This is a genomic window from Streptomyces sp. NPDC048196 (assembly GCF_040652715.1).
GTDB classification, from domain to species: domain Bacteria; phylum Actinomycetota; class Actinomycetes; order Streptomycetales; family Streptomycetaceae; genus Streptomyces; species Streptomyces siderophoricus.
On the sequence record NZ_JBEZMM010000105.1, the window covers coordinates 1 to 7,375 of the forward strand.

A 7,375-nucleotide genomic window follows, 5' to 3' on the forward strand; every position below is an offset into this window, starting at 1 on the left:
GGGGCCGGTGTTTGGGACGTAAAGCGACAGCAGTCCCAAACACCGGCCCCGCAGGTCCGTCACCGCACCCGACACCCACCCAGCCCGCCGCAGGCGCAACGGCGAACAACACCCGCGGCGCAGCAGACAGCTACGTGCGGGGCGCCGCAAAGCGCAACGATGAGCAACCCCGACGGCGGGCCAGACAGGTACGTGCGGCTATTCCACGAACAGGCCCCGCGCCGCGGCCCGCGCGTCGAATTCTTCGAGGCGCGCCTGCGCTTCGGGCAGCGCGTCGCACATCGCCTCCAGGAGGACGCGGCCCAGGAGCATGGGGGCGCAGGCGGTGTCGAAGGCCAGGCCGGTGCCGACCGCGGCGGGCAGCAGCAGGTCGGTGTGGCGGGCGACCGGCGCGAAGGCACTGTCGGCGACGGTCACCACGGTCAGCCCGGCGTCCTGGGCGTAGGCGAGGGCCTCGACGACCTCGCGGGGATGCCGGGGCAGCGCGAAGCACAGCAAGGTGGTGGCGCCGGCCCGCACCGCGGCGTCGATCCGGTCGGGGAGCATCGTGCCGCCCTCGTCCAGCAGCCGGACGTCGGGGTGAACCTTGCGGGCGAAGTACGTGAACCCGGCGGCCTGGGCGGTGGCGGCGCGCAGGCCGAGGACGGGCAGCGGCCGGGAGGCGGCGAAGAGGCGGCCGGCCTCGATCACCGGCGACGGGTCGGCCAGCGCGGCGGCCAGGTGCCGGAGGTTGTCGATCTCCGCCTGGACCGCCTGCTGGTACTCGTTGGCAGTGCCGTCGTCGCCGGTCTTCTCCGCGGGCGCGACCTCGCGCAGGTGGCGGCGGAGCGCCGGGTAGCCGTCGAAGCCGAGCGCCACCGCGAAGCGGGTGACGGACGGCTGGCTGACGCCGGCCAGTTCGGCCAGTTCGACGCTGGAGAGGAAGGGCGCGTCGGCGGCCCGCCGCACCATGCAGTGCGCGATCCGGCGCTGGGTGGGCGTCAGCCGGTGGCCCTCGAAGAGCTTCTGGAGGCGGGCGGCGGTGCCGGTGTCCGCGTGCGTGACACGGCCGGCCGTCGCGTCCGGTGCCTCCTCGGCCCGGGCCTCCGCGGCCTGCTCCTCCGGCGCGCCGCCGGTACCGCGGCCGTTGTCCCCGTCCCCGCTCATCGCCTCTTCTTCCCGGCCCGGTGTGGGCCTTGTCCTGTGTCGACCGACTGTACGGAATTCCTGGCTCGGGACGGCGCGCGGTACGCCTGACGGTCCGCCCGTACGGGGTCGTTCCGGTCACCGTCCGCCGGGACACGGGCCCCCGCATGCCGGGGCCGGCCCGCCAGCCGGCCGGCCACACACCCGCCCCGCGGCAGACCATCCACCCGGGCCGTCCGTACGAGGTACGCCCGACGGTCCGCCTGTACGGGACCGTTCCGCTCACCGCCCGCAGGGACGCGAGCCCCCACACCCCGAGGCCGACCCGCCACACCGCCGACCACATACCCGGCCAAGCCCCCACCCCATGGCACACCGTCGGGCCAACCCGCCGCCCGGCCCACCACCAGACCGGCCACACACCCGCCCCGGAAGCCGCCCCGTCCCCCGGCCGGGTGCACGGCCGCGTGCTGGGGTGCCGGTCCGCCGAGGCGTCCCGTCCCGGCTGCGTTCGTGCCTAGGTTCGTGCCAAGGTTCATGGCTGGGTTGATGGCTGCGTTCGTGCCTGGGTTCATGCCTGCCTTCGCGCCTAGGCTGACGGCTGGGTTCATGCCGTTCACACCTCCGCCAATTCGTCGAGCAGTCCCGCCGCCACCGCCACGTCGTCCGTCAGTGGGCGGTCCTCCATGCGCGGGTCGAGTGCCTCGGTGGCGCGGGTGTAGGCGGTGGTGAGGGGCAGGCCGGGTTCGGGTTCGAGTGAGCGCATGCGCAACGCCCGTACGGCGGCGACGAGTTCGCAGGCGAGGACCTGGCGGTAGTAGGTGGCGGCGCGCAGCGTCTGGCGGGCGCCGAGGGAGGCGAAGCTGGCCTGTTCCTCGACGCCGCGGGAGAGGACGGCGTGGCCGAGGGAGGACGGGTGGGAGACGGCGCGCATCTCGCCGAGGGCCGCGCCGGCCGCGTATTCGAGGATCATGACGCCGGAGCTGGCGGGCGCGGTGTCGCCCAGGAAGGGGCGGAGCCGGGTGAGGTCCGGCTCGGAGAGGGCGGCCAGGCGGGCGGTGGAGAGCCGGGCGGTCTGCAGGACGGCCAGCCGGAAGGTGTCCAGGGCGAGGGCGACATGGGCGGCGTAGAAGTTGCCGTGGTGGTAGGCGGCCTGGTCCTCGATGCTGATCAGCGGGTTCTCGGCGGCGGCGTTGAGCTCGACGGTCAGCACGGATTCCAGGGTGTCGGCGGCGTCCAGTGCCGGGCCGTGGATCTGGGGGAGGCAGCGGAAGCCGTACGGGTCCTGGATGCGGCCCAGCGGCGGGCTGGGCCGCGGCGGCACGCCGGAGAGGGTGCGCAGCCGGGCGGCGGCGGCCGCGGAGCCGGGGTGCGGGCGGGCGCGCATGACCGGTTCGGCGAAGGGTTCGTAGGAGCCGCCGACCGCGAGCAGGGAGAGCGCGGCGACCGGCAGCGACGCGGCCAGCAGCCGGCGCAGTGCGTCCAGGGCGAGCGCGGACTGGCCGAGGGTGAGGGCGTTGCTGCTGATCAGGGCGAGCGCGTCGTTGTTGTCGAGGGCGACGGGGGCGGGGGCGCGGCCGCCGGGGGTGCCGTGCCAGGGGTGTTCGCCGGCCAGGGCCAGGCCGGTCTGGGCGAGCGCGGCCAGGTCGCCGGTGCCGACCGCGCCGTGTTCGTTGACGACCGGGTGGGCGCCGGCGTCCAGGGTGGCGATCAGGGCCGTGATGACCGTGGGGTTGAGGCCGGCCCCGCCGGCGAGCAGCTGGTTGGCGCGGACCGCGAGCATCGCCCGGACCTCGCGGCCCGGCAGCGGGTCGCCGATCGCACCGGCGTGGCTGCGCAGCAGGCGCAGGCCGTGGGCGGCGTCGGCGGCCTCGACGTCCTCGGTGCGGTTGGCGCCGACGCCGGTGCTGCGGCCGTAGACGCGTCCGGTGGCGGCGAGCCGGCGTGCGGTGTCCCAGGATTCCGCGGCGCGGGCGAGGGCCTTGGGGTCGGGGGGCGCGGGGCGGGCGGCGCGGTCCGCGAGGGCGGCGACATCGGCGGTGCGCAGCGCGGTGCCGTCGAGGGTGATGCGCCTGCCGGACCGCGGGGCGGTGTCCAGCATGTGGGAAATCAAGGGGCTCAACTCCCTCTTATAACGCGCTTTGTGGGCCGAATTCCGATACCTGGTTCCGTACGGTGGCCGAGCGGAGAGCTGGAAGAACTCTCGGGTAACCCGCGTTGTCACACAGGGTTTACTCCCACCCATTGACTTCTATTCACACGCCTAAGACTCTGCATGACACTATGCAGGCCGGGCAAGGGGCAGCGGATGATCAAATTCGACGCAGTCAGCAAGCGGTACCCGAACGGCACCACCGCAGTGGACGATCTCTCCCTCGACCTCCCCGAGGGCGGCGTCACCGTCCTCGTCGGATCGTCCGGATGCGGCAAGACGACGACCCTGCGGATGGTCAACCGCATGGTCGAGCCGACCGCCGGCACCATCAGCGTCGGCGGCCGCAACGTCCTGGAGGCGGACGCCGCCGAACTGCGCCGCGGCATCGGCTACGTCATCCAGCAGTCCGGCCTCTTCCCGCACCGTACGGTGCTCGACAACATCGCGACCGTCCCGCTGCTGCTCGGCTGGGGCCGCCGCAAGGCCCGGTCCCGCGCCGCGGAGCTCCTGGAGCTGGTCGGCCTGCCCACGGACACCGGCAAGCGCTATCCGCACCAGCTCTCCGGCGGCCAGCAGCAGCGCGTCGGCGTGGCCCGGGCGCTCGCCGCCGACCCCCCGGTGCTGCTGATGGACGAGCCGTTCGGCGCCGTCGACCCGGTCGTCCGCACCCAGCTCCAGAACGAGCTGCTGCGGCTCCAGGAGGAGCTGCGCAAGACCGTCGTCTTCGTCACCCACGACATCGACGAGGCGGTCCGCCTGGGCGACCGGATCGCGGTGTTCCGCACCGGCGGCCGGCTGGTCCAGTGCGCCGAGCCCGCCGAACTGCTGGCCCGCCCCGCCGATGACTTCGTCGCCGACTTCCTCGGCGCCGAGCGCGGTCTGAAGCTGCTCTCGCTCACCACCCTCGCCGACGTTCCGCACGCGCCCGGCCGGGCGATACGCGCCGACGAACCGGTCGGCGCGATAGGCCGCGACGGCGGGCGCTGGCGCCTGGTGACCTCGCCGCGCGGCGAACCGCTGGGCTGGCTGGACACCGACGCGCTGCCGGCCGGCGGTACGGCCGGCGAGGCGGAGCTGGCCGCGGTCCGGCCGCTGCGGGACACCGATTCGCTGCTCTCGGCCCTCAACGAGGCGGTCTCCTCACCGGCCGGGGCGGTCGCCCGGGTCACCGCCGACGGCGTCCTGACCGGCGTCACCTCCCGCGACGCCATCCACGACCGGGCCGGCCGCAGCCACGCCGACGCCGCCCGGGCGACCGCTCCCGCGACACCGAGCCGGACCACCGCCGGAAGGACCGAGGGGACCGAGAGGGCCGAGGGAGCCGAGAAGACACGGACCACCGCCGAGAAGACCGAGAGGACCGAGGAGGCCGAGGGGACCGAGGGGAGCGAGAAGACCGAGAAGACACGGACCCCCGCCGAGAAGCCCCGCGAGCCCGCCGGCGAGAGCCCCGGCCCGGACGCCCCCGCACCCGACGCTTCCGGCGCCCCCGGTCCTGACGACCCCGCGCCCGACGACCCCGGGCCCGAGGCCGCCGCCCCCGCGGAGCGCCCCGCATGACCGTCGAATGGGGCTGGTTCCCCGATCACGCCGGCGAACTGACCCGCCTCACCGCGGACCACCTCGCCACCGCCGTCCCCGCCGTCCTGTTCGGCCTGCTGATCGCGCTGCCGCTGGCGGTCCTCGCGCACCGCGTCCGTCCGCTGCGCGGCTTCGTCCTCGGCGCGTCCAACATCCTCTACACCATCCCCTCGCTCGCCTTCTTCGTCCTGCTGCTGCCGGTCACCGGACTGACCCGCACCACCGCGATCACCGGCCTGACCGCGTACACCCTGGTCGTCCTGGTACGGAACACCGTCGAGGGCCTGGACGCGGTCCCGGAACGGGTGCGCGAGGCGTCGAAGGCGATGGGGACCCGGCCGCTGCGCACCCTGCTCACCGTCGAGCTGCCGCTCGCCCTCCCGGTGATCATGGCGGGCGTCCGGGTCGCGACGGTGATGTCCATCTCCCTCGTCAGCGTGGCGAGTTACATCGGGTACGGCGGCCTCGGCCAGCTCTTCACCGACGGCTTCCAGCGCAACTTCCCCACCCCGGTCATCGCCGGCGTCGCCCTGACCCTGCTGCTCGCCCTGGCCGCCGACGCCCTGCTGGTGACCGTGCAGCGGCTGTGCACCCCCTGGCGGCGCGGCACGCCCCGGTCCGCCCCCAAGCTGTGGAAGCGAGCGTGACGGCCCGATGCTCGAACTCCTGAAGAACCTCGCGGCCTGGCTGACCGGCCCGGCACAGTGGGCGGGCCCCGACGGCATCGCCACCCGCGTCCTGGAGCACCTGGAGTACTCGGTGCTCGCCACCCTCGCCGCGGCCCTGATCGCGCTGCCCGTCGGGCTGCTCATCGGGCACACCGGCCGCGGCGCCTTCCTCGCCGTCAACCTCTCCTCCTTCGGCCGGGCGCTGCCCACCGTCGGCCTGGTCACCCTGGTCTTCCTCGCCGGCGGGCTCAGCGTGTGGCCGGTGTACGTCTCGCTGGTCGCGCTCGCCGTACCAGTGATCATCACCAACACGTACGCCGGGATGGCGGCCGTCGACCCGGAGGTCAAGGACGCCGCCAAGGGCGTCGGGCTGCGCGGCCGCCAGATCCTCTGGCAGGTCGAGGTGCCGCTGGCGCTGCCGCTGATCATGACCGGTATCCGGCTGGCGACCGTCCAGGTCGTGGCCACCGCCACCATCGCCGCCTACGTCAGCTTCGGCGGGCTGGGCCGCTACGTCTTCGACGGCCTGGCCCAGCGCGATCTGGTGCAGGTGCTCGGCGGTGCGGTGCTGGTCGCCGTGCTCGCCGTCGTCGCCGACCTGGCCCTGGGCGGGCTGACCCGGCTGCTGTTCCGCGGCCGCCCGGCCACCGCCCGCTGAACCGCCACGCCCCGCGCCCCGTACGCCCGCCCCTCCCCAGGAGCCAGCCATGAACCGCCGCACCGCCCTGACCACCCTGCTCGCCGGCGCCTCGGCACCGCTGCTGGCCGCCTGTTCCTCCGGCATCACCTCCCTCAAGGGGAACGGCGCCGGCGGCGACAGCGGCAACAGCAGCGGTGGACTGGTCATCGGCACCGCCAACTTCACCGAGAACCAGATCCTCGGCCACCTTTACGCGGGCGTACTGTCCAAGGCCGGCGTCAAGGCCACCGTCCGGCCCAACCTCGGCTCCCGCGAGATCGTGGTTCCGGCGCTGCGCTCCGGCGACATCGACCTGCTCCCCGAATACCAGGGCAGCCTGCTGCTCTACCTCGACAAGAAGGCCACCGAGACCGAGGCCGGCGCGATGCAGAACGCGCTGGCCACGGTGGTACCGGACGGCCTGGAGGTACTCCCCTACGCGGCCGCCGAGGACCGCGACAGCTTCGCCGTGACCCGCGAGACCGCCGACCGCTACGGCCTCACGTCGCTCGACGACCTGCGCAAGGTCAGCGGCAAGCTGGTGTTCGGCGCGGCCGCCGAGATGAAGAAGCGGGTGGTCGGCCTGGTCGGCCTCAAGGACCGGTACGGCGTGGAATTCAAGGAGTTCAAGGCACTGGACTCGTCCGGCCCGCTGGTCAAGGGCGCCCTGAAGAACGGCGACATCGACGTCGCCAACGTCTTCACCACCGACGTCGACATCAAGGAGAACGGCTGGGTGCTGCTGGCCGACCCCCGGCACCTGGTCCCCGCCCAGCACATCGTCCCGCTGATCGCCGCCCGCAAGTCCGACACGAAGGTGCGCCGGGCGCTGGCAACCCTCGGCAACGCACTGACCACCGCCGACCTCACGGAACTCAACCGCAAGGTCGACAAGGACAAACAGGACCCGGACCGGGTGGCAGCGGCCTGGCTCTCCCAGCGGAAGCTGGGGTGACTTCCCACGTACCTGGCCGTCCCGCCGCGGTTGTTGCTCACCGTTGCGCTTTGCGGGGCCCCGCACGTAGCCGTCTGTCCCGCCGCGGGGCTCGCTCGCCGTTGCGCTTTGCGGCGCCCCGCACGTAGCCGTCTGTCCCGCCGCGGGGCTCGCTCGCCGTTGCGCTTTGCGGCGCCCCGCACGTAGCCGTCTTTCCCGCCGCGGGGCTCGCT

5 protein-coding genes and 1 pseudogene are annotated in these 7,375 nt (G+C 73.8%); 4 read left to right on the forward strand and 2 right to left on the reverse strand.

From position 1 onward, the window contains the following. Window positions 1-198 precede the first annotated feature (198 nt). Together AB0E02_RS39120 and AB0E02_RS39125 are read right to left on the reverse strand one after the other, a co-directional pair. Entirely contained in the window at window positions 199-1,146 is a 948-nt protein-coding gene (locus AB0E02_RS39120) for a MurR/RpiR family transcriptional regulator (protein ID WP_362149529.1), read from the reverse strand. A gap of 595 nt (window positions 1,147-1,741) precedes the next feature. Next, window positions 1,742-3,238 (reverse strand): aromatic amino acid ammonia-lyase, encoded by a 1,497-nt coding sequence (locus AB0E02_RS39125; RefSeq protein ID WP_362149532.1) that lies wholly within the window; start codon window positions 3,236-3,238, stop codon window positions 1,742-1,744. Between the two features lie 195 nt (window positions 3,239-3,433). On the opposite strand from AB0E02_RS39125, the pseudogene AB0E02_RS39130 reads away from it, so the two are divergent. From AB0E02_RS39130 to AB0E02_RS39145, 4 genes and pseudogenes are all read left to right on the forward strand, one after another. After that, a pseudogene (locus AB0E02_RS39130) lies at window positions 3,434-4,540 on the forward strand (ABC transporter ATP-binding protein); the annotation flags it as partial. Window positions 4,541-4,836: 296 nt separating this feature from the next. Then, window positions 4,837-5,508, forward strand: coding sequence for an ABC transporter permease (locus tag AB0E02_RS39135; RefSeq protein ID WP_030816170.1), 672 nt, complete (start codon window positions 4,837-4,839; stop codon window positions 5,506-5,508). A gap of 7 nt (window positions 5,509-5,515) precedes the next feature. Beyond that, window positions 5,516-6,187, forward strand: coding sequence for an ABC transporter permease (locus AB0E02_RS39140; protein ID WP_030414348.1), 672 nt, complete (start codon window positions 5,516-5,518; stop codon window positions 6,185-6,187). 49 nt (window positions 6,188-6,236) lie between these two features. After that, window positions 6,237-7,163, forward strand: coding sequence for an ABC transporter substrate-binding protein (locus AB0E02_RS39145; RefSeq protein WP_362149535.1), 927 nt, complete (start codon window positions 6,237-6,239; stop codon window positions 7,161-7,163). The last annotated feature ends 212 nt before the right edge of the window (window positions 7,164-7,375 follow it).